The organism is uncultured Ruegeria sp. (assembly GCF_947504215.1).
In the GTDB taxonomy this organism is placed as follows: domain Bacteria; phylum Pseudomonadota; class Alphaproteobacteria; order Rhodobacterales; family Rhodobacteraceae; genus Ruegeria.
In genome coordinates this window covers 261,315-280,635 of sequence record NZ_CANNGO010000005.1, presented here as the reverse complement: position 1 = coordinate 280,635, position 19,321 = coordinate 261,315, and the positions used below count along the sequence as shown (strand labels likewise).

17 protein-coding genes are annotated in these 19,321 nt (G+C 58.3%); 8 read left to right on the top strand and 9 right to left on the bottom strand.

The genetic code is table 11. The features are described 5' to 3' along the window. The first annotated feature begins 107 nt into the window (after positions 1-107). Positions 108-1,625 (top strand): malonyl-CoA synthase, encoded by a 1,518-nt coding sequence (locus tag Q1B21_RS12035; protein ID WP_299889643.1) that lies wholly within the window; start codon positions 108-110, stop codon positions 1,623-1,625. Here Q1B21_RS12035 and Q1B21_RS12030 read toward each other — a convergent pair. From Q1B21_RS12030 to Q1B21_RS12010, 5 genes are all read right to left on the bottom strand, one after another. Continuing rightward, positions 1,612-2,349, bottom strand: a complete 738-nt coding sequence (locus Q1B21_RS12030) for a metallophosphoesterase family protein (RefSeq protein WP_299889641.1) — start codon at positions 2,347-2,349, stop codon at positions 1,612-1,614. The two genes, Q1B21_RS12035 and Q1B21_RS12030, sit on opposite strands and share 14 nt — an antisense overlap. Before the next feature lie 119 nt (positions 2,350-2,468). After that, the gene (gene serA, locus Q1B21_RS12025; RefSeq protein ID WP_298934499.1) at positions 2,469-4,064 is read right to left on the bottom strand and encodes a phosphoglycerate dehydrogenase; all 1,596 of its coding nucleotides are present in this window, start codon (positions 4,062-4,064) and stop codon (positions 2,469-2,471) included. 63 nt (positions 4,065-4,127) lie between these two features. Further along, complete coding sequence (locus Q1B21_RS12020) at positions 4,128-5,282, bottom strand: phosphoserine transaminase (protein WP_299889639.1); 1,155 nt, start codon at positions 5,280-5,282, stop codon at positions 4,128-4,130. Positions 5,283-5,477: 195 nt separating this feature from the next. Next, positions 5,478-6,578, bottom strand: coding sequence for a Gfo/Idh/MocA family oxidoreductase (locus Q1B21_RS12015; RefSeq protein WP_299078925.1), 1,101 nt, complete (start codon positions 6,576-6,578; stop codon positions 5,478-5,480). Positions 6,579-6,597: 19 nt separating this feature from the next. Next, positions 6,598-7,308, bottom strand: a complete 711-nt coding sequence (locus Q1B21_RS12010) for a GntR family transcriptional regulator (protein WP_299889637.1) — start codon at positions 7,306-7,308, stop codon at positions 6,598-6,600. Positions 7,309-7,414: 106 nt separating this feature from the next. Here Q1B21_RS12010 and Q1B21_RS12005 point away from each other — a divergent pair, with 106 nt between their 5' ends. From Q1B21_RS12005 to dctP, 6 genes are read left to right on the top strand one after another with little or no spacing between them, the layout of a single operon-like run. Then, entirely contained in the window at positions 7,415-8,569 is a 1,155-nt protein-coding gene (locus Q1B21_RS12005) for an LLM class flavin-dependent oxidoreductase (protein ID WP_299889635.1), read from the top strand. Then, positions 8,569-9,459, top strand: coding sequence for an aldo/keto reductase (locus Q1B21_RS12000; protein WP_299889633.1), 891 nt, complete (start codon positions 8,569-8,571; stop codon positions 9,457-9,459). The genes Q1B21_RS12005 and Q1B21_RS12000 overlap by 1 nt, the downstream gene beginning before the upstream one ends. Beyond that, positions 9,456-9,974, top strand: coding sequence for a flavin reductase family protein (locus Q1B21_RS11995; protein WP_299889631.1), 519 nt, complete (start codon positions 9,456-9,458; stop codon positions 9,972-9,974). The genes Q1B21_RS12000 and Q1B21_RS11995 overlap by 4 nt, the downstream gene beginning before the upstream one ends. Before the next feature lie 52 nt (positions 9,975-10,026). Then, positions 10,027-10,614: a TRAP transporter small permease gene (locus Q1B21_RS11990; protein WP_299889629.1), complete on the top strand. Its 588-nt coding sequence runs from the start codon at positions 10,027-10,029 to the stop codon at positions 10,612-10,614. Further along, positions 10,615-11,904: a TRAP transporter large permease gene (locus Q1B21_RS11985; RefSeq protein WP_120634119.1), complete on the top strand. Its 1,290-nt coding sequence runs from the start codon at positions 10,615-10,617 to the stop codon at positions 11,902-11,904. A gap of 24 nt (positions 11,905-11,928) precedes the next feature. After that, entirely contained in the window at positions 11,929-12,990 is a 1,062-nt protein-coding gene (gene dctP / locus Q1B21_RS11980; protein WP_299889626.1) for a TRAP transporter substrate-binding protein DctP, read from the top strand. A 34-nt stretch (positions 12,991-13,024) separates the two neighbouring features. Here the strand turns inward: dctP and Q1B21_RS11975 are convergent, their stop codons facing one another. Beyond that, positions 13,025-13,495 carry a tetratricopeptide repeat protein gene (locus Q1B21_RS11975; protein ID WP_298934490.1) on the bottom strand — a complete coding sequence of 157 codons (471 nt, stop codon included), beginning with the start codon at positions 13,493-13,495 and terminating at the stop codon, positions 13,025-13,027. On the opposite strand from Q1B21_RS11975, the gene Q1B21_RS11970 reads away from it, so the two are divergent. After that, positions 13,496-14,782, top strand: a complete 1,287-nt coding sequence (locus Q1B21_RS11970; RefSeq protein ID WP_299889624.1) for a cytochrome c peroxidase — start codon at positions 13,496-13,498, stop codon at positions 14,780-14,782. Between the two features lie 36 nt (positions 14,783-14,818). Here the strand turns inward: Q1B21_RS11970 and gcvP are convergent, their stop codons facing one another. The 3 genes from gcvP to gcvT form a co-directional block, all read right to left on the bottom strand. Beyond that, complete coding sequence (gene gcvP / locus Q1B21_RS11965) at positions 14,819-17,674, bottom strand: aminomethyl-transferring glycine dehydrogenase (protein WP_299889723.1); 2,856 nt, start codon at positions 17,672-17,674, stop codon at positions 14,819-14,821. Positions 17,675-17,783: 109 nt separating this feature from the next. After that, complete coding sequence (gene gcvH, locus Q1B21_RS11960) at positions 17,784-18,149, bottom strand: glycine cleavage system protein GcvH (RefSeq protein WP_299889622.1); 366 nt, start codon at positions 18,147-18,149, stop codon at positions 17,784-17,786. 18 nt (positions 18,150-18,167) lie between these two features. Further along, entirely contained in the window at positions 18,168-19,262 is a 1,095-nt protein-coding gene (gene gcvT / locus Q1B21_RS11955) for a glycine cleavage system aminomethyltransferase GcvT (protein ID WP_299889620.1), read from the bottom strand. Between the last annotated feature and the right edge of the window lie 59 nt (positions 19,263-19,321).

Genomic DNA, 19,321 nt, shown 5'->3' with positions numbered 1-19,321 from the left:
GATGGGACAAAACAGCCAAAAACGCCCGGTTTTCATCGATTTCAGGGCTTTACCGTCCAGCAAATCCAAGACAGGTTCAGCAGGGTTAGGACTAAAGGAGAATTGGGATGGGTAACCCGCTGTATGATCGCTTGTTCGGGCGCCACGCTGGCAAGACCACGCCATTCCTGCATCTGCCAGATGGTCGAGTCGTCACCCACACCGAATTCCTCGACATGTCCTCTCGAATTGCCAACGCGCTGACTGGACTGGAGTTGGAGCCCGGCGACCGCGTGGCCATTCAGGTGGAAAAATCCCCCGAAGCACTGGCGCTTTATGCGGCTTGCGCTCAGACGGGTTTAATCTTTCTGCCTTTGAACACTGCCTACACGACCGCTGAGCTGAGCTACTTTATCGAAAATAGCGAAGCGTCTCTGGTTGTCTGCGATCAGGCCAACGAAGCCGGGCTTAGGCCCATCGCGCAGGCACAAAATGCGCAGTTGGTCACGTTGAACGCAGATGGCACCGGCAGCCTGATGCGTCGCGCGTTGGGAATGCTACCTGCCTTTGAACCGGTCAAAAGGTCCGAAAGTGACCTGGCCGCTTTCCTTTACACATCCGGCACCACAGGACGCTCCAAGGGCGCAATGCTGACGCAAGCCAACCTGTTGTCCAACGCGGAAACACTGGTACGTGAATGGCGGTTCACACCTGAAGACGTCCTGCTACACGCGTTGCCGATCTTTCACACTCACGGGCTGTTTGTGGCGACAAATGTCATCTTGGCTTCGGGCGGGTCGATGATCTTTCTGCCGAAATTCGATCTGGATGACATCCTGAGGCTGATGCCCAAGGCGACATCCATGATGGGAGTTCCGACCTTCTACACGCGCCTACTGGATGATGATCGGTTCACCGGTGATCTGACGCGACATATGCGGCTGTTCATTTCAGGCTCGGCCCCCTTGCTGGCGGAAACCCACGAACGGTTTCAGGCGCGCACCGGTCACCGCATCCTGGAACGCTATGGCATGACCGAGACCAACATGAACACCTCCAACCCGTATGACGGCGAACGCCGTGCCGGGACGGTCGGGTTTCCTCTGCCGGGTGTAGAACTGAAGGTCACCGACCCCGACACGGGCGAAAACCTGCCGCAGGGCGAGATTGGAATCATCGAAGTGCGCGGTCCCAACGTGTTCGACGGCTATTGGCAAATGCCCGAGAAGACCGCCGCCGAACTACGCGAGGATGGGTTCTTCATCACCGGTGATTTGGGCCGCGTGGATCCGGATGGCTATGTGCACATTGTTGGGCGCGGCAAGGACCTGATCATCTCGGGCGGGTACAACATCTATCCCAAAGAGATCGAGCTGGTGCTGGACGACCAGCCCGGTGTTTTGGAAAGCGCCGTCATCGGCGTACCGCATCCAGACTTTGGCGAGACTGTTCTGGGCATTCTTGTCGCGGAACCCGGCCAATCACCTGACGCAGAAGCCATTCTGGCCACCATTCAAACAGAACTGGCCCGGTTCAAACATCCGCGCAAACTGATCATGCTGGACAAGTTACCCCGCAACACCATGGGCAAGGTTCAGAAAAACGTGCTGCGCGACTACTACCGCGGCCTTTTTACAAAGGGCTAGGAGTTAACAGCGTTCGCCCGCATTCCGTCAGTAACCAACACTGGCGGCCTTCGAACACCGCAGTGGCCAGCGGCCGGCCATAGCCTGCGCCTGCATCCAGATTGATCCGGTTCCCGAAATGCTCTGCCGCATCCACGGGTGTATGGCCATGCACGATCAGCCAGGGGTGCGGACCGGCCTCCATCAAGAACTCCTGCCGGATCCAGACCAGATCATCTTCGGATTGTTGCGGCAGAGGGATACCGGGCCGGATACCGGCGTGGACAAATAGCAGCTCACCCTCCTGATGATAGTTCGGCAAGGCATTGATAAAGTCCAGATGCGCGGGCGGCACAGCAGCGCAGGCGCGTTCATGGACCTGATAGATGCGATCATTGTCCGTGACTTCGACGCCGTAAGACGCAAGCGTTTCACGACCACCCAGACGCGGGTTCAGCCAGTTCAAGGCGATCGGCAGCTGCTTGTCCGCAATCTCACATTCTTGCACAAACCGGGCCATCATCCGGTCGTGATTACCCTTCACCACGACCCAGTTTCGCCCCGCCTGTTGCCCCTCGATCAGCAGGTCCAACACCTCACGGCTATTAGGGCCGCGATCCACGTAGTCCCCCAGAAAAACGACGCGTGCATCTGGACCACCATCCGCCTCAATCCGGGACAGCGCGTTTTGCAGCATGCCCAGCTGCCCGTGGATGTCACCAACGGCATAGATAGGAGTTGTCAAACCGGCGCCTCTTCGAATTGGTTACGGGTCTTTTGCCGTAATCAGGCCGCTAAAAAAAGCCAATGCCCGCGCATTATTCAGCGCGGGCATCGATTGGGTCACAAATTCAGCGCCGCAGCTCAGACAACGTCAAATTCCAGCGGCTTGATCTGCGTGAAGAGGCCGGTCTCAGCCAGTTTGGCGCGCGCTTCTGCTGGAACCAGCTCATCAACATAGAGCAGCGCAATCGCCTCACCCCCGGCCTCAGACCGGCCCAGAGTAAAGTTCGCGATGTTGACCCCATGCTCACCCATAGTTTGACCCAGCGTGCCAATAATGCCCGGGACATCTTCGTTCGTGGTGTACAGCATGTGGGCGCCAACTTCAGCGTCGATGTTGATCCCTTTGATCTGAATAAACCGCGGCTTGCCATCGCTGAACACAGTTCCACCGATTGAGCGTTCGCGCTTGTCTGTGACGACCGTGACTTTGATGTAGCCTTCGAAGGCGCCCGACTTGTCCTGATTGGTGGTTGAGATTTTGATCCCACGCTCTTTGGCGACGACCGGAGCCGACACCATGTTCACCTCAGGATTGAACTTTTTCATAATCCCCGCGACTACAGAACAGTTCAGAGCGGCGAGGTTCATGTCGGCCGCCACACCATCATAGAGGATGTTAATGGCTTTGATCGGCTCGTCCGTCATCTGGCCAATAAAGCTGCCCAGATGTCCGGCCAGTTTGATCCATGGCCCCATGACCTTGGCCTCTTCTGCCGTAACGCTGGGCATGTTCAGCGCGTTTTCTACCGCGCCGGTCAGCAGGTAGTTCGAGATCTGCTCGGCCACTTGCAGCGCTACGTTTTCCTGAGCTTCGGTGGTCGCCGCGCCCAGATGAGGGGTGCAGACCACGTTGGGCAGGTTGAACAGCGGGTTGTCTTTTGCCGGTTCCTCTTTGAACACGTCAAAGGCGGCGCCTGCGACATGACCAGACTTTAGCATCTCGGCCAGCGCTTCTTCATCGACCAAACCGCCACGGGCACAATTGACAATACGCACGCCGGGTTTCGTCTTGGCCAGATTCTCGCGGCTCAGAATGTTGCGGGTTTGGTCGGTCAGCGGCACGTGCAGAGTGATGAAATCAGCGCGTGCAAGCAGCTCATCCAGCTCGACTTTCTCAACGCCCATTTTGGCGGCTTTTTCTTCACCCAGATAGGGATCATAGGCGACCACTTTCATCCGCAGACCCAAGGCACGCTCACAAACAATTCCACCGATATTGCCCGCGCCGATTACACCGAGCGTTTTATTGGTCAGCTCGATCCCCATGAACTTGGACTTCTCCCACTTGCCCGCGTGGGTCGAGGTACTCGCCTCGGGGATTTGCCGCGCCACGGCGAACATCATCGCAATCGCGTGTTCGGCGGTCGTGATCATATTACCAAACGGCGTGTTCATCACGATCACGCCTTTTTTCGAGGCTGCGTCCTTGTCGACATTGTCCGTGCCAATCCCGGCACGACCGATGACCTTCAGCTTGTCTGCCTTGTCCAGAATAGTCGGCGTAACCTTGGTGGCCGACCGGATCGCAAGGCCGTCATATTGGCCAATTACCTCGGCCAGCTTGTCTTTGTCCTTGCCCAGATCGGGCATGAAATCCACGTCGATCCCGCGGTCACGGAATATCTGAACAGCGGTTTCGCTGAGTTTGTCGGATACGAGTACTTTAGGGGCCATGTCTGTGGTCCTTGAATATGTGGAGAGCCGGGCCAGTTACGGCCCGGTGAAAATTGGAAATGCTCAGGCAGCTTCGGCCTGCTCCGCGAGTTCAGCCTCAAAGGCCCAGGCCAGCCAGGGCAACATCGCTTCGATATCCGATGTTTCGACCGTGCCGCCGCACCAGATGCGAAGACCGGCAGGCGCGTCGCGATAGGCACCGATGTCCAGCGCGATGTTTTCAGCCTCAAGCCGTTTGGCCACGGCCTTAGCGAAACTCGCACCGTCCTTAATACGGGCGTCGGTGAATTTCAGGCAAACAGATGTGTTCGACTGTGTTGCCTCATCTTCAGCCAGATTGGCGATCCAATCATTCTGCGCGCAAAACGCATGCACCGCACCGGCATTGGCATCCGCGCGGGCGATCAGCCCCTGCAACCCGCCGACCGAGCGCGCCCAGTCCAGCGCGAACAGGTAATCCTCAACCGCCAGCATCGAAGGCGTGTTGATTGTGGCTCCGGTAAAGATGCCGTCGATCAGTTTACCGCCTTTGGTCAGGCGAAAAATCTTGGGCAGGGGCCATGCGGGGGTGTAGCTTTCCAGCCGCTCCACCGCACGGGGGCTCAGGATCAGCATTCCGTGCGCCGCTTCGCCACCCAGAACCTTTTGCCAGCTAAACGTGGTCACATCCAGCTTGTCCCAAGGCAGATCCATCGCGAATGCCGCGGAAGTCGCGTCGCAGATCGTCAGACCCTGACGGTCATCCGCGATCCAATCGCCGTTTGGAACCCGCACGCCCGAGGTGGTGCCGTTCCAGGTAAAGACAACGTCATTGGAGAAATCGATCGAAGCTAGGTCAACGAGCTGGCCATAATCTGCCGTTTTGACCTCGGCATCGATTTTCAGCTGCTTGATCACATCCGTGACCCAGCCGGACCCAAAGCTTTCCCACGCCAGCATCTCGACCTTGCGCTCGCCCAACAGCGACCACAGCGCCATTTCGACCGCACCGGTGTCCGATGCGGGAACAATGCCGATCTTGTAATCTGCCGGGATGCCCAAAACGTCACGCGTGCCTTCGATGGCCGCTTTCAGCTTGTCCTTGCCAACAGCGGCACGGTGCGAACGGCCCAACGCGGCATCGGCCAGTTTGGTCAGGTCAAATGTGGGGGGTTTGGCACAGGGGCCAGAAGAAAAACGCGGATTGGCCGGCCGCGTCGCCGGTTGTTCAGTGCTCATGTGTATTATCCTTCCAGATACACGCCCCTCGTTGGGGAGGGGTGTCCCGCCGCCAGACGTATTTTCCCTGAAACAGCCGCGCAAGCGGAAAAGACCCTTTGAAGGTCAAAAACGACACCGAAAAATGTGGGCATTGGGAACGCGCGTTTCCGATAGGCGCAATTCCTTGGCCAGTTTAGAGCTTGCCGCCGGCGCTCAACCCGTCAGGTGAACAGCTTCGCCGGTGATCAAAGCCTGCTGAGCCGCCAATCCCATCTGAACCGCCCACAGCCCATCGCGCATTGACACATCCGGTTCGGCGCGATCTCCGCGCACCAACTCCAGGAATCCCTGATGCTGATAAAAGGTGGATCCGTTGTGGTCCCCCGCTGCAAGCAAACGTGGATCGACCGGAATATCTTTGACAACCGGACCTTTCGGATCACGCGGACTGACAATCACCTGCGGCACCGGCGGTGCACCCAGATGTTCAGGCCAGAAGCGACCCGGCCCGGGCACTAAGGCTTCGATCTTGGCATCTGGGCCAATGGCCGAGATTTCTTCTTGGTAACGAGAACCCTCGGCAAACATGCATAATTCCAGCATCGCCCGTGCACCGGACGCAAAATCAACCAGCACATAACCGTGATCCAGGACGTCCGGTGTTTCCCCTTCATAGGTTTCGTCCAGATGATTGACCGCTTGTCCCCCGCTCGCAGTGATCCGCACCGGATCAGATTGCAGGATCAACCGCATCAGGTCGAAGAAATGGCAGCATTTCTCGACAAAGGTTCCGCCGGTGTTACGGTTAAATCGGTTCCAGTGCCCGACCTTTTCAAGAAAAGGAAAGCGGTGTTCCCGGATCGACAACATTTTCGCACCGCCGCTGACCGCCCGAGCCTGCGAGATCAGTTCCGCGATCGGGGGCATGTACCGGTACTCCATCGCAACCCAGATTGGGTGGGGATAGCTTTGCCGGATCACCTCCAACCGGGCGGTATCGTTGGGATCGGTGAACAAGGGCTTTTCGACCAGCAACGGTAGCGGGCGTGTCTGGGCGATTTCGTCAAGTTGATCAGCATGCAAGTGATTTGGGCTGGCGATCACCAGACAATCCAGATCGTCAACCGCCAGCAACGCCTGAACCGAAGACACGATCGTCGCGTCCGGTGCAATGTCCTGCGCGATCTTTGCCATACCCGCATCAGGTTCGAAAATCGCCGACACGCGGGTGCCGTCCAGCAGGGCAATATTGTGCAGGTGCTCTTGCCCCATCATGCCGCATCCAATCAGCCCGTAATTGATCGTCCGGGTCATGCGTATTTCCTCATTCTTCTTACTTCAGGCGTTGTACATAAGTGGCCCGATCCGCATCGAACCATGTTTTTGAAAACTCGACTGGGTCGGGTTTTTCCGACCAACTAAACCGCTCGATATATCCAACCGTTTCTCCGATCGGCTTGGTGAACCCAAGTGGCGTCCAGTGCGGCATCAATCCGACCGAAACCCGATCTTCCGCGCGCGATATCCAGAACCCCAATTGCTGCTGGTAGTAGCGATAAAGCGAGTCCGACAGCAGGTTCTGGTCGATTAGACCCACTGATTCGTCCAGCCAGATTTCCTCGACAGCGATAATTGTGTCATTCAGATACCGCATTCTGCGCACGCGTGACCCGATGTTGGATTTTCCGAATTCCGGCAGATCGTCTGGCTTTTCCAATTGATCAACCGACAGGATATCGGCGCGTGGCAAACCGCCGCCTTCCGGCAGCTCTAGTCGGAACATCGCATAGACGCTGTTCTGCGTTCCGGTCTCGCGCACGTAATTGCCCGAGCCCTGAATACGCTCCAACATCCCCTTTTTCTCAAGCTCTGCGAGCGATTTTCGCAAAGTCCCGACCGAAACCTGAAGCTCAGCCGCCATGTCCCTTTCCGGGGGCAGGCGCTCTCCGTCGATCAGGCGACCAGCCGCAATATCCCGGATCAGCAGTTCCGAGATTTGAATATACATCGGCAGGGCATTTGGATTTCGGCTGGTTGGTGTCACAGCAGACGCTTCATTCGGTCGCAGGAAAAATTGATACACTATTGATCTACATCAATGTGATTGCTACGCAAGAGAAAAAGCAAAATCAATGCGGAGCGCGCAACAGATGACAATTGTCCCCATCACGTCACCCGATCTGGATGCGGCTGAGGTTTCGTGGTTTGCAGCGCTTTGCTCGGATGATTATCAGTTTCTTGGCGTGCCGGATGGTGACCTGCGATCCAGCTGGGATCATTGTTCCAGCATCGTGAAAGAAGCCGAGGCGCAGGGGTTTCGCAACATCCTGTGCCCATCTTCATATCAAGTCGGTCAGGACACGCTCAGCTTTGTCGCGGGCTGCGCACCGATCACCGAAAAGATCAACATGCTGGCTGCGGTGCGCTGCGGCGAGATGCAGCCCATTATGCTGGCCCGAACCATCGCCACGCTTGATCACATGTTGAAGGGACGGTTAACCGTCAACATCATCTCATCCGATTTTCCCGGCGAAAAAGCTGACAGCGCCTATCGCTACCAACGCTCGCGCGAAGTGGTCGAGATCCTGAAACAGGCTTGGACACATGATGAGATCAACTATGCGGGCGAGGTCTACAATTTCGGCGGTCTGACCACTGATCCCGCAAAACCGTATCAAACCGGCGGCCCGCTGCTGTATTTCGGTGGCTATTCCCCATCCGCCTTGCAGTTGTGCGGCGAACATTGTGACGTCTACCTGATGTGGCCGGAAACAAAGGACCAGTTGGCCGAACGGATGAAAGCCGTTCATGCAGTCGCCGACGAATGCGGTCGCACACTGGATTATGGTCTACGGGTTCACATGATTGTCCGCGATACCGAGGCTGAGGCACAGGAATACGCCGACTACATCGTGTCCAAGCTGGACGATGAATATGGCCGCGCCATACGAGAGCGCGCCTTGGACTCCACATCTCTGGGCGTCGCACATCAATCCAAAAACCGCGATCTGGCCGATGAATATGGGTATGTCGAGCCGGGCCTTTGGACAGGCGTTGGCCGCGCCCGGTCGGGTTGCGGTGCAGCATTGGTCGGCTCGACCGATCAGGTCATGTCCAAGATTGAAGAATACCAGAAGATGGGCATCCGCGCCTTCATCTTCTCGGGCTATCCACACATGGACGAAGCACGCCATTTCGGCACCCGCGTGATGCCCAACCTAAAAACCTGCTCCCTTCCCGAAGCTTACGGACGGGTTCCCAACAACATCCCAGCGACGCCGCTGGGCAACGGAGTGCGTCGTTGATGCAACGTGTCAAACTATCTGAAACGCTGAAATTGAGCCGTCTGGTTTACGGCATGTGGCGGCTGGGCGATGACAGCGACACCTCGGCTGGTCATGTCGAGGCCAAGGTCCAAGCTTGCCTGGATCAGGGCATCACCACCTTCGATCAGGCGGATATCTATGGCGACTATGGCGCCGAAGCCGTTCTGGGCAATGCCCTGCGCGCCAATCCCGGCCTGCGTCAAAAGATGGAGATTGTCACCAAATGTGACATCGTTGCGCCCTGCGGCCGGTATGCCGATGCCAAGGCCAAATACTATGACACGTCGCGTGCGCACATCCTGAAGTCCGTCGAAATTTCACTGCAGGAAATGGCTATTGATCACATCGATCTACTGCTGATTCACCGCCCCGATCCGTTCATGGATCACCACGAGACTGGTGCGGTGCTGGATGAGGTGGTCGCCAGCGGCAAAGTGGGGGCCGTTGGTGTATCCAACTTCCGTCCGTGGGATTGGCAGCTGTTGCAATCGGCCATGAAAACGCAGCTGGTCACCAATCAGATCGAAATTTCTCTGGGCGAGATTGGTCCGTTCACCAATGGCGATTTGGCGTTTCACCAGCAGCACGGCCACGCTGTGATGGCGTGGTCCCCCTTGGGTGGCGGGATGCTGATGGCCGGGAATCCCCCGGTCGGATTGGTTGCTGACGAAATTGCCGAGGAGTTCGGTGTCGACCGTGCTGCTGTTGCGGTTGCATTCCTGCTGGCTCATCCGGCAGGTATCCTTCCGGTGCTAGGCACCAACAATCTGGACCGTATCAAACGGATTTCCGACGCCATGAAAGTCAATCTGGATCGCGAAACCTGGTATCGCCTTTATGAGGCGGCGCTGGGACATGAGGTACCATGATGAACGCAATCTCAAAGGACATGAGCCGTACATTCGTCCCGCATAAAGACGACACCCGAACCCTTAGGGATGCTTTTGGCCGTTTTGCCACCGGGGTGACGATCGTGACCTGCCACAGCGAGGACGGGCCGATCTGCATCACAGCCAACAGCTTTTCGTCCCTGTCACTGGATCCGCCTTTGGTGATGTGGGCTGGCGACCGAAACTCTCGCCGCTTCCCCTATTTTCAGAAGGCGCGCCACTTCAGCGTTCACGTTTTGTCAGCCGAACAGGCCGAGCTGTGCTTTGGGTGTTCCAAGAACGCCCATGCCCTGCGGGATATCGAACATGAGCGCTGTGAAAACGGGACTCCGCTGCTGCCGGATTGTCTGGCGCGGTTCGAATGCGAACAACATGCGTATCACAACGCAGGTGATCACGTTATTGTCGTGGGTAAAGTTTTGAAGGCCAGCATGGCGGATGGAGACGCGCTGACCTTTTATGCCGGGAAACTCGGCCAATTCGCGCACCAATAAGCGCGAGAAGACCGCTGCGGAAAGACCCGCAGCTGACATAGGGAGGAACCGCATGGGCGGACTGGCATCGGTGCTGGCGCCGATTGCATTCGTGAACGAAGCCGCGCTGCGTCTGGGCCGCGCGGTTGGTGTCGTTGCGATTGCATTGATGGTGATCGCGATCCTAATTCAGGTGTTCTTCCGGTATGTTCTGGGCAACGCCCTGCCCTGGCCGGATGAGGCAGCGCGGTTCTGCATGTTATGGATGACCGGTCTGATGGCTCCGACCGCATTCCGACGCGGTGGTTTCGTCGCCATCGACATGCTGCAACGGTTCCTGCCGCGCGTTGTCGGACAAACACTGAACATTTTTCTCCTTCTGGTCTCATTGGCGGTTTTGCTGGTCGCGGTCACAATCGGCTGGTCCGAGGTGACGGGCTTTGGCGGCAAGTTCGCTACCGCTGCGCTTTACCTTCCAACATCCTTCGGGTTTGACGAATGGTACCGCATTCCCCGCAGTTGGATGATGGCCTCGTTACTTGTGGGGATCGTTCTGCTTATTTCAGTCAACATCGAACTGATCCTCCGGTCATTCATCACCATGTTGGGCGGCGGTCACCTATTGCCAGAAATTCCTGATGCAGCAGTGGGGGCTGAATAAATGTTGATATGGTTCCTGCCCACTTTCCTGATCTTCCTGTTGATCGGCTTGCCCGTGTTCTTCGCACTGTTGGCCGCGCCCGGCATTCTGCTGTGGCTGAACGGTCAGACCAACGACATCACCCTGCTCTACCGCAATGTCTACAATGGCATGGACAGTTTCCCCTTGATGGCGATCCCGTTCTTCATGCTGGCCGGAGAATTGATGAACCGAGGTGGCATAACCATCCGCCTTGTCGAATTCAGTCAGGCCCTGATGGGTCATTTGCGCGGCGGTCTGGCGCATGTAAACGTTCTCAGCTCGATCCTGTTTGCGGGCCTTTCGGGTTCTGCAGTAGCCGACACCTCGGCCCTGGGATCCATGCTGATCCCGGCGATGGAGAAACAGGGCTATACTCGCAAATTCGCCGCTGCCATTACCGCAGCCAGTTCGGTCATTGGTCCGATCATCCCGCCCTCGGGCATCATGATCATCTACGCATATGTCATGGGCGAAAGCGTCGCGGCGCTGTTTCTGGCCGGGATCGTGCCCGGGGTTATGGTTGGCGTAGGCCTGATGCTGATGATCAAACTCATGGCAGATCGCTACGACTTCCCGGTTGCCAGCCGAAAATACACCTGGGGCGAACGCAGGCAAGCCAGCCTCAAGGCATTCTTCCCTTTGCTGACGCCCGTCATCATTCTGGGGGGAATCCTCGGCGGTATCTTTACCCCGACCGAGGCGGCGGCGGTCGCCGTGGGCTATGCCTTCCTCATCGGATTTTTTGTTTTGCGCACGTTGTCGTGGAAAGAAGTGCCCGAGGTTCTCAGCAACGCTGGTATGACCTCGGCGGTTGTCTTGCTGCTGGTTGGCGCCGCAATGGCGTTCAAGACCGTGGTCAGCCTCAGCCACGCGCCGGAACAACTGGCGTCGCTGATCCTCAGCCTGTCGGAAAACCCGCTGATCCTTTTGTTCCTGATCAACCTGCTGCTATTTGTTGTCGGTATGTTTCTGGACGCTGGGCCAGCGATCATCATCCTTGGCCCGATCCTGGGTCCGATCTTCACCAGCCTCGGCGTCGACCCAATCCATTTCGCCATCATCATGAGCGTCAACCTGACCGTCGGTCTGGCCACGCCACCGATGGGGCTGGTCCTGTTTGTGGCCGCAGCAGTCTCGCGTGAACGGGTTGAGACCATCGCCAAGGCCATCCTGCCGTTCCTGGCAGTCGAAATCATAGTGATCTTCCTGATCACCTATATCCCGGCACTATCAATGACGATCCCGAGAATAACGGGATTTGCAAACTAACTGAGTATCACAGGGAGGAAACGCATGCTCAGAAGATTCATCAAAACCGCAGCGGTGGCCACATCGCTGGTGGCAGCATCCGCCATCGCAGCCACAGCGGCCGACTACACGCTGCGCGCCACGGCCAACTCGAATGAAAACGACGAAGACTATGACGGCCTGATCGTCTTCAAGAACTTCGTCGAGAACGCATCCAACGGAGCAATTGAGGTTGAGTTGTTCATCGGTACGCAGCTGTGTTCCAACGGCGCCGAATGCCTACAGGGTGTCGCCGATGGCACCATCGATATCTACATTTCGACCTCAGGCGGTGCATCAGGCATCTTCCCCTACGTGCAGGTTCTGGATCTGCCCTACCTGATGGCGGATGACCGCGTGGCCGAGCATGTTCTGTCCGGTGATTTCACCCGCCAGGTGCGCGACATGGCGCTTGAGGATTCTGGCGGCGCGATCCGCCTGATGACCATCGGCAATACCGGCGGCTGGCGCAACTTTGCCAACACTCAACGCCGCGTGGCCGAGCCCGCCGATATGGAAGGGTTGAAAATCCGCACCGTGGTCGCAGACTTGCCGCAAGAGCTGGTCAAGGCACTGGGTGCCTCGCCTACCCCGATCCCGTGGCCGGAACTGTTCACCAGCTTTCAGACAGGCGTGGTTGAGGGATCCAAGAACGGCATCACCGATATCATGGGTATGAAATTCCCGGATGCGGGTTTGCAATATGTCACTCTGGACGGACACGCCTACATGGGCGCGCTGTGGTGGATGAACAACGCCAAGTTTCAGGAAATGCCTGAAGACATGCGTCGTGTGGTTGTCGACGGGTTCTATGCTTTGCAGCAGGCGACCTTTGCTTCGCCCAAACGCAAGTCGATTCAGGCTTATGAGGATTTCGTCGCCGGTGGCGGTGACCTCTATGTGCCCACACCCGAGCAAAAGGCCGCGTTCAAAGAGGCTGCAACTCCGGTTTACGAGTGGTTCCAAACCAACGTAACCCGTGGCGATCAGGTCTTCACTGCGCTGACAGATGCCGTGGCAGCGGCTGAGGCGGATATCAATGCGTCACGCGACGCGGACCTGAACTAAGCGATATGGGCCGGGTTTTTTCAGCCCGGCCCATCTACCGAAACGGATACATCCACACTTTGTAATCGTTCACCAGGACATGAGCCTTTTCGATCTGCTCCGGCGTCATTTTCTTGACCACTTCTTCCAGGCTGATCGCGGCATCGGGATCACCACCAATCGCGCTGAGCGTGTACCACATATAAGCGCGCACCAGATCAGGCGCGGGCATGCCAAGACCCAACTCATAATACCACCCCACCCCAGACTGCGCCCCCGGATGCCCCTTCATCGAGGCGCGCAGATACCAATCAAACGCCCGCTGATAGTCCTGTTCGACCCCAAGGCCCAACCCGTACATCACGCCAATCAGTTCCTCGGCCTCGGCATTGCCGGACCGCGCGGCTGGCAACAGTTCTTCGCGGGCAGCCTCGAATTCTCCGGCCTCCATCAGATCGCGGGCTTGTTCCAGTTCGGCCAGCGCCGGTGTAGCAATCAGGCAAAGGGCAATTACAAACTGGCGCATATGGGTGCTGTACTCCTGTGGGCTGGCGCTGCTGGGGCACAGGATTTGCCGCGTCCGCTGACCGATGATGATTTCCTGCCCTTTGATATGGAACAGGCCGCCATCGGTCATCAACTCTTTTACGATCCGATCCTGTCGGGCAATCGGAACATTACCTGTGCCCATTGCCACCATCCGGATTTTGGTACGTCTGACGGGCTGTCCTTGGGCATCGGGGAAGGTGGCGTTGGGCTGGGGCCGGACCGCACGCCCGGAACCGGGGCGGATAGAATTCGCAAGCGTATCCCACGCAACGCACCCGGCTTGTGGAACCTTGGGGCCAAAGACATACACACGCTGTTTCACGATGGACGTCTCAGCAAATCCGATATCTATGGCAACGGCTTCAATTCTCCGGCGCAGGAATGGCTGCCCGAGGGATTAAACTCGTTACTGGCCGCACAAGCGCTGTTCCCGTTAACCGCGCAGTTCGAAATGGCCGGGAATGTGGCCGAAAATCAGGTCACCGGAGCGGTACATGACCGGATCGACAAGGGCTGGCCCATCCTTGCCAAACGTGTCCGTACAGATCCGAGATATGGGTCAGCCATGGTCAACGCGTTCGACGACGTTGAAACGGCCAAAGACATAACAATAACCCAAATCGCAAATGCGCTTGCGGCCTTCATGGCAATAGAGTGGCGCAGCACAGACAGCCCGTTCGACCAATACTTGGCCGGGGACACCGCCGCGCTTTCTGCCACACAAAAGAACGGAATGGACCTGTTCTATGGCAAAGCGCGATGCGCAACCTGCCATTCCGGTCCGTTGATGTCTGACCAAAAGTTTCACGCTTTGGGTCTGCCGCCCTTCGGGCCGGGCAGGACCCGACAGTGGGATCCTTTTGTCCGGGATGTGGGACGCATGGGCGAAAGCAACCGATTGGAAGACGCCTATCGGTTCCGCACCCCAATGCTGCGCAACGTTGCGCTGACGGCGCCCTATGGTCACAACGGGGCGTTTCCCGATCTGGAAAGCATGATCCGCCACCATCTGAACCCTGAAAGCAGCCTGTCACGATGGGAGCGTGCAATGGCTGCTTTGCCACAGGTGCCGTGGCTGCAAAAGGCAGATTTTGTGGTTTGGGATGATCGTTTCGAAATGGAACGCCAACGCAACAGGATCGACATTGCCCCAGTCGACTTGTCAGATGCGGAAATCGACAATCTCGTCGCCTTCCTGAATGCGTTAACCGGAACCAGCGTAGACACGTTGCCGTTTGGCGTACCCGCCGGGTTTATACCCTAAGAAAACCCCCGCCAGCGCTGGCGGGGGTTTTCTTTTTCACTCGGCGGCTTCTTCGTATTCCGACATCGGCGGGCACGTGCAGACGAGGTTTCGATCGCCATATGCGTTGTCGACGCGGTTGACCGGCGACCAATACTTGTCGACGCCCATCGAACCCGGAGGGAAGCAAGCCTGCTCACGGGTATAGGGGCGATCCCAATCACCAACCAGATCGCGCACCGTGTGGGGGGCGTTCTTCAGCGGGTTGTTTTCCGCGTCGATCTTGCCGTCTATGATGTCTTGCGCCTCGGCCCGGATCGAGAGCATGGCGTCGCAGAAGCGGTCCAACTCGTCCTTGGGTTCCGATTCCGTGGGCTCGACCATCAAGGTGCCGGCAACCGGCCAGCTCATCGTCGGGGCATGGAAACCTGAATCGACCAGACGCTTGGCCACGTCATCCACGGTCACATGCGCGGCCTCGTCCAGCGGGCGGGTGTCGAGGATGCATTCATGCGCCACGCGGCCCGTTTCCGAGGTGTAGAGGATAGGGTAGGCATCCTGCAGGCGTGCCGCGATGTAGTTGGCGTTCAGGATCGCCACCTTAGTGGCCTGCGTCAGACCCGCGCCACCCATCAGCAACACATAAGCCCAGCTGACCGGCAGGATCGACGGTGAGCCAAAGGGCGCCGCAGAGACCGGACCCACTGCGGTGCCGTATTCCGGGTGGCCCGGCAGATGCTCGGTCAGGTGCGCCTTGACGCCGATCGGCCCCATGCCGGGGCCGCCGCCGCCATGCGGTATGCAGAACGTCTTGTGCAGGTTCAGGTGGCTGACGTCACCGCCAATGTCACCGGGACGCGACAGGCCGACCATCGCGTTCATGTTGGCGCCATCGATATAGACCTGACCCCCATGGTCATGGGTGATCTGGCAGACCTCCTGCACGGTGGTCTCGAACACGCCATGGGTCGAGGGGTAAGTGATCATGCAGCCAGCCAGATGGTCGCTGTGCTTTTCCGCTTTGGCACGGAAGTCATTCAGATCGATATTGCCGTTCTCATCGGCCTGCACAGGCACAACCTGCCATCCCACCATCTGGGCCGAGGCCGGGTTGGTTCCATGCGCCGAGGTTGGGATCAGGCAGACATTGCGCTGCCCTTCGCCGCGGGCGAAGTGGTAGTTGCGGATAGTCAGCAGCCCCGCATATTCCCCCTGCGCGCCCGAATTGGGCTGCTGGGAGATCGCGTCATAGCCGGTGATCTGGCACAGCTTGTCGTTCAGATCGTCGATCATCTGCATGTAGCCCTGCGCCTGATCTTCAGGGCAGAACGGGTGCAGGTTGCCGAACTCGGGCCAGGTGACCGGGATCATCTCGATCGTGGCGTTCAGCTTCATAGTGCACGACCCCAGCGGGATCATCGCCCGATCCAGCGCCAGATCGCGGTCGGCCAGACGGCGCATATAGCGCGTGATCTCGGCCTCGGCCCGGTTCTTGTGGAAGATCGGGTGAGTCAGATACGCGCTTTCACGCAGGGCATAGTCCGGCAGACGGTATTGCTTGTTTGAGCTGTCATCGGTGCGGTCGATGCCGAAGGCGCCCCAGACCGCCTCGATGGTCTCGGGGCGGGTCTGTTCGTCCAGGCTGATGCCCACTTTCGTCTCACCAACCTTGCGCAGGTTGACGCCGCGCGCCACGGCGGCCTCCATCACCACGTTCTGCAGGTGGCCGACCTCAACCGTGATGGTGTCGAAGAACACTTCTGGTTCCACGGCAAAGCCTGCCTCTTCCAGGCCTGCGGCCAGGCGCGAGGTCTTGCGGTGCACCGATTGCGCGATGGCCTTGATGCCATCGGGGCCATGGTACACGGCATACATTGAGGCGATGACGGCCAGCAGCGCCTGCGCGGTGCAGACGTTGGAGTTGGCTTTTTCGCGGCGGATATGCTGCTCGCGGGTTTGCAGCGACAGGCGGTAGGCCTTGTTGCCCCGGCTGTCGATGCTGACGCCGATGATCCGGCCCGGCATCGAGCGTTTCAGCTTGTCGGTGGTCGCCATATAGGCGGCGTGCGGCCCGCCATAGCCCATCGGCACGCCAAAGCGCTGGGTCGAGCCGATGGCGATATCCGCGCCCATCTCACCGGGGGATTTCAGCAGCGCCAGCGACAGGATGTCGGCGGCAACAATGGCAATCGCCTTGTGCTCATGCAACGCGGCGATTTCCGAGGTGAAGTCGCGCACATGGCCATGGGTGCCGGGATACTGGAAGATCGCACCAAACACCGACCCTGCATCCAGCGTGTCTGGATCGGCGACCTGCACGTCGATGCCCAGAGGCTCAGCCCGGGTCTTGATCACCGCAATGGTCTGCGGGTGGCAGTTCTTGTCCACGAAGAAGGCCGCATTATTGGCCTTGGACCGCCCGCCGCGCTTGGCCATCGCCATCGCTTCCGCCGCAGCAGTGGCTTCGTCCAGCAAGGACGCGTTGGCCACGTCCAGCCCGGTCAGGTCGCTGACCATGGTCTGGAAGTTCAGCAGCGCCTCAAGACGGCCCTGGCTGATCTCGGGCTGATAGGGGGTGTAGGCGGTGTACCAGGCCGGGTTTTCCAGGATGTTGCGCAGGATCGGCGCCGGTGTGGTGGTGCCGTAATAGCCCTGACCGATCAGCGAGGTCAGAACCTTGTTCTTGCTCGCTACCTCTTTCATGTAGAACAGCGCATCGCGTTCCGTCATCGCCGGACCCCAGTCCAAGGGTTCTTTCTGCCGGATCGCAGGCGGAACCGTGGCGTCGATCAGCTGGTCCAGTGTCTTGAAGCCGATCACCTTGAGCATATCGCGCATCTCGGTCGGGCTTGGTCCGATATGGCGTCGGTTGGCGAAGTCATAGGCTTCGTAGTCAGTGAGTTTGAAGGCCATTTGTGCGCTCCTCAAGCAATGTCTCTCCAAGCCGCTCTGGCAGGAGCCTCCGGCGGGAGTATTTGGAAAAAGATGAAGCGGTGGGCCCGCGCGGGGACCCAACCAAGGATCAGCCGATCAGGGCTTTGTAGCCGTCCAGATCCATCAGATCTTCCAACTGCGATGCATCCGCAATCTTGATCTTGTAGATCCAGGCTTCACCTTCGGGATCGTCGTTCAGCGAACCGGGGTTGTCGACCAGCGCCTCGTTCACCTCGACGATCTCGCCATCAACCGGCGCGTACAGCTCGGAGGCTGCCTTGACGGATTCGATCACACCGATCTCGCCGCCTTTCTCAAACTCGTCACCTGCTTCCTGCTGTTCCACGAACACCACATCGCCCAATTGCTCGGCCGCGTGTTTGGTGATCCCCAGCGTGGCCGTGTCGCCTTCGACGGTCAGCCATTCATGCTCATCGGAATAATAGGTTGCCATGTTGTCTCTCTCCTGACTTCAACGCTTGTAATTCTGTATGACAAAGGGCAGCGCCACGATCTGCGCCGGTTGTGGCTTGCCCCGAATGATTAGGTTCACCACCTCACCCGGCTCACCATGTCCGGCTGCGACATAGCCCATCGCCACCGGGCCACCAACTGTGGGGCCGAACCCGCCCGACGTGATCTGACCAATCGTGTTTCCTTGGGAAGATTGGATCTCCACGCCGTGGCGCGCCGGTGCGCGGCCTTCTGGCCTGATGCCGACCAGCTTGCGCGAGGCCCCATCGGCCAGTTCCTTTTGCACCCGGTCCGCGCCCGGGAAACCGCCTTCTTCCTTGCGGCGCTTCTGGATCGCCCAGCCTAAAGATGCCTCGATCGGTGAGGTGCTCTGGTCAATGTCGTTGCCATATAGGCAAAGACCTGCCTCCAGCCTCAGGCTGTCTCGCGCGCCGAGACCGGCAGCTTCACAATCTTCATGCGCCAGAAAGGCGCGGGTCACCTCCACGGCCTTTTCTTCGGGGATCGAGATCTCGTACCCGTCCTCGCCGGTATAGCCCAACCGCGAGATGCGGCATTCGACGCCGTTGATATCGGCCACGGTGGTTTCCATGAACTTCAGATCCCGCGCCGCCGGACACAGCTCGCCCACAACGTTTTCTGCGGCAGGACCCTGAACCGCCACCAGCGCGCGGTCGAAGATTTCAATCACTTCGACGCCGTCCAGATTGGCCTGCATATGCGGAATGTCCTGATGACGCAGCGCCGCGTTCACCACCACAAAGTAGTGATCGCCCGCGTTCGACACGATCAGGTCATCCATGATCCCGCCGTCCGCATTGGTGAAAAACCCATACCGCGCCTTGCCTTCCTTCAGCGTCGCATAAGCCTGCGGGCACAAAGCTTCCAGCTTCTCCCCCACATTCTCGCCACGCAGGATCACTTGGCCCATATGGCTCACGTCAAACACCGCTGCCCTTTCGCGGCACTGCTTGTGTTCGCCCATAATCCCCAGAGGATACTGAACGGGCATCTCCCACCCGGCAAAATCGACCATCTTACCACCCAACTCAACATGCAGATCATAAAGCGGAGTGCGTTTTGGGTCAGTCATTGTGAGTCTCCTTCTCTTGTCGCGGCATGAGATCGGGTGGCGTTATGGTCGAAGAACAT

What these genes read in the sequence shown, in the direction of transcription:
- Q1B21_RS12015 (WP_299078925.1), bottom strand. Translation starts at nt 6,578, where the DNA reads ATGACCCGGACGATCAATTACGGGCTGATTGGATGCGGCATGATGGGG.
- Q1B21_RS11985 (WP_120634119.1), top strand. Translation starts at nt 10,615, where the DNA reads ATGTTGATATGGTTCCTGCCCACTTTCCTGATCTTCCTGTTGATCGGC.
- Q1B21_RS11970 (WP_299889624.1), top strand. Translation starts at nt 13,496, where the DNA reads ATGGGTGCTGTACTCCTGTGGGCTGGCGCTGCTGGGGCACAGGATTTG.
- Q1B21_RS11975 (WP_298934490.1), bottom strand. Translation starts at nt 13,495, where the DNA reads ATGCGCCAGTTTGTAATTGCCCTTTGCCTGATTGCTACACCGGCGCTG.
- Q1B21_RS12005 (WP_299889635.1), top strand. Translation starts at nt 7,415, where the DNA reads ATGACAATTGTCCCCATCACGTCACCCGATCTGGATGCGGCTGAGGTT.
- gcvH (WP_299889622.1), bottom strand. Translation starts at nt 18,149, where the DNA reads ATGGCAACCTATTATTCCGATGAGCATGAATGGCTGACCGTCGAAGGC.
- Q1B21_RS11990 (WP_299889629.1), top strand. Translation starts at nt 10,027, where the DNA reads ATGGGCGGACTGGCATCGGTGCTGGCGCCGATTGCATTCGTGAACGAA.
- gcvT (WP_299889620.1), bottom strand. Translation starts at nt 19,262, where the DNA reads ATGACTGACCCAAAACGCACTCCGCTTTATGATCTGCATGTTGAGTTG.
- Q1B21_RS12020 (WP_299889639.1), bottom strand. Translation starts at nt 5,282, where the DNA reads ATGAGCACTGAACAACCGGCGACGCGGCCGGCCAATCCGCGTTTTTCT.
- Q1B21_RS12000 (WP_299889633.1), top strand. Translation starts at nt 8,569, where the DNA reads ATGCAACGTGTCAAACTATCTGAAACGCTGAAATTGAGCCGTCTGGTT.
- serA (WP_298934499.1), bottom strand. Translation starts at nt 4,064, where the DNA reads ATGGCCCCTAAAGTACTCGTATCCGACAAACTCAGCGAAACCGCTGTT.
- Q1B21_RS12035 (WP_299889643.1), top strand. Translation starts at nt 108, where the DNA reads ATGGGTAACCCGCTGTATGATCGCTTGTTCGGGCGCCACGCTGGCAAG.
- Q1B21_RS11995 (WP_299889631.1), top strand. Translation starts at nt 9,456, where the DNA reads ATGATGAACGCAATCTCAAAGGACATGAGCCGTACATTCGTCCCGCAT.
- gcvP (WP_299889723.1), bottom strand. Translation starts at nt 17,674, where the DNA reads ATGGCCTTCAAACTCACTGACTACGAAGCCTATGACTTCGCCAACCGA.
- dctP (WP_299889626.1), top strand. Translation starts at nt 11,929, where the DNA reads ATGCTCAGAAGATTCATCAAAACCGCAGCGGTGGCCACATCGCTGGTG.